This window comes from Mycobacterium sp. TH-M15 (genome assembly GCF_057473705.1).
The window spans coordinates 1-1,833 of sequence record NZ_JBYCLB010000185.1; the positions used below are offsets into that span (position 1 = coordinate 1).

Sequence of the window (1,833 nt, forward strand, 5' to 3'; positions counted from 1 at the left end):
CCTTGTTCTCCGGCGTCAGGATCTGCCCGTCCCGGATGACGTTGTCCACCACCACGACCGCGCCCGGTCGGGACAACCGGACCGCCCACTCCAGGTAGTTGGCGTTGTTCTCCTTGTCGGCGTCGATGAAGACCAGGTCGAACGGGCCGGTAACGCTCGGCAGGGTGTCCAGCGCCGCGCCGACCAGCACCTCCACCCGGTCGCCCACGCCGGCGTCGGCGAGGTTGCGACGGGCCACCTCGGCGTGCGTCGGATCGTACTCGCAGGTCACCACCCGGCCGTCTAGTCCGACCCCGCGGGCCAGCCAGATGGTGCTGTAGCCGCCCAGAGTGCCGATCTCCAGTACCCGCCGGGCACCGATGCCCCGGGCCAGCAGGGAGAGGAACTTGCCCTGCTGCGCCGAGACCGCGATCTGCGGCAGCCCCGCCGCGTCACTGGCTGAGAGCGCCGTGTCCAGGGCCGGATCGTCGCCGACCAGGGTGTGGTCCAGCAGGGCATCGACGTCGCGGGGCGTTGGCTTCTCGGTCACGTCACCGAGGCTAACCGGCGAGCGCGATTTCGTCTTCCCAATTCCCTGTACCACATACCCCTATGGGGTATAGGGGCGCTTGCCCGGCGGCGGTGACGCAGAACCGGCGGACGTGGTGCGTCACCGCACGTCTTCGCGGGCGAACACCACCCGCAGCAGGTAACCGAGTTCGGCACCCATCACCACCTCGGCCAGCGAGCTCAGCGTCGTGACGAACTCGGACCCGTGCGGCGGCGGCGCGTCACACAGGTGGTGGGCGATCTCGTGCAGCACCACCAACTCCCGCAGCGCCCAGTCCCCGCCGCGGCGCTCCGGAACCGCGATGACTCCGGCGTCCCCGCTGCGTTCATAGTGCGCCGCGGTGACCGCGCGACGGCCACGCACCGACAGCGGGCCCACATCCGGCCACCGACTCCGGACGGCCGGCAGCGCCAGCACCTCGTCGGCGTAGCGCTGCACCGCGGTCACCGAGGCGAACCGGGCCTCCGGCGGCAGGGTCAGCCTGGTTCCGAAGAAGTTCACGTCGCCCGAGCCGCGCTCGGCGGCCCGGTCGAAGAGCGTCCGGACGAACGCCTCGGCGGCGTAGACCCGGGCGCGCTGCCGGTCGCGCTTCACCCGCCGGTCGGTCACCGCCCCAGCGCGCGACGCGCCGTCGACAGTGACGGGCCGTCGCCGAGCCGCGCCCGCATTCCAGCCCGGTCGCCGGCCCGGCGCGCCGCCGACGAGTAGCCCGCCGATGCCCGGCTGGCCCGCCAGACGCCGCGCGCCTTGGACGCCTGGCGGTAGTAGTCGTGCAGCTCGATCTCCTTGTCCCGCAGGGCCAGCGCGGTGCTCGGGGCACGCTTGCGGTCTTTTTTCACCTCGCGACGGGCCTGGTCGCGTGCCTCGGCCAGCCGGTGGCCGATCCGGGCGCCGAAGGCGAGCTGGAAGTTCAGCCGCGCGGTGATGGTCGGTGTCGGGCGATGGGCGCCGGAGGCGATGTAGCCGTCCGACGCCCGCACCATCTGCACCACCAGACTGGCGTAGAGGGCATGGCTGGCGTCGATGTCCTCGCCGAACCCGTAGGCGTAGACGAACGTCGAGTTGGACGCGACGTCGCAGCGCACGTCGTTGGCCGACGCGATCACCACGAACAGCTGCACATAGGTGCGCAGACCCCGGGTGCCCGGTTCACCGATGGTGATCGTGCGCTGCAGCGGAGCCTGCGCCGCCGAACGGGTCGCGCTGTGCGACCGGGCGACCGCCAGGTCGATCGAGGTCGCGGTGGCCAGCCGCTGCGCCGCCGCGGTGAACGCCTCGGCCTC

Annotated in this window: 3 protein-coding genes; all 3 read right to left on the reverse strand. The window is 72.0% G+C overall.

The features are described 5' to 3' along the window. Positions 1 to 529, reverse strand: a 529-nt coding sequence (locus AC2VNT_RS04425) for an O-methyltransferase (RefSeq protein WP_486945696.1), incomplete at its 3' end; no start/stop codon positions are given. 120 nt (positions 530 to 649) lie between these two features. Then, entirely contained in the window at positions 650 to 1,159 is a 510-nt protein-coding gene (locus AC2VNT_RS04430) for a TIGR04338 family metallohydrolase (RefSeq protein ID WP_486945697.1), read from the reverse strand. Continuing rightward, positions 1,156 to 1,833: DUF7168 domain-containing protein (locus tag AC2VNT_RS04435; RefSeq protein WP_486945698.1), on the reverse strand; the 678-nt coding region annotated here is incomplete at its 5' end. The genes AC2VNT_RS04430 and AC2VNT_RS04435, both read right to left, overlap by 4 nt.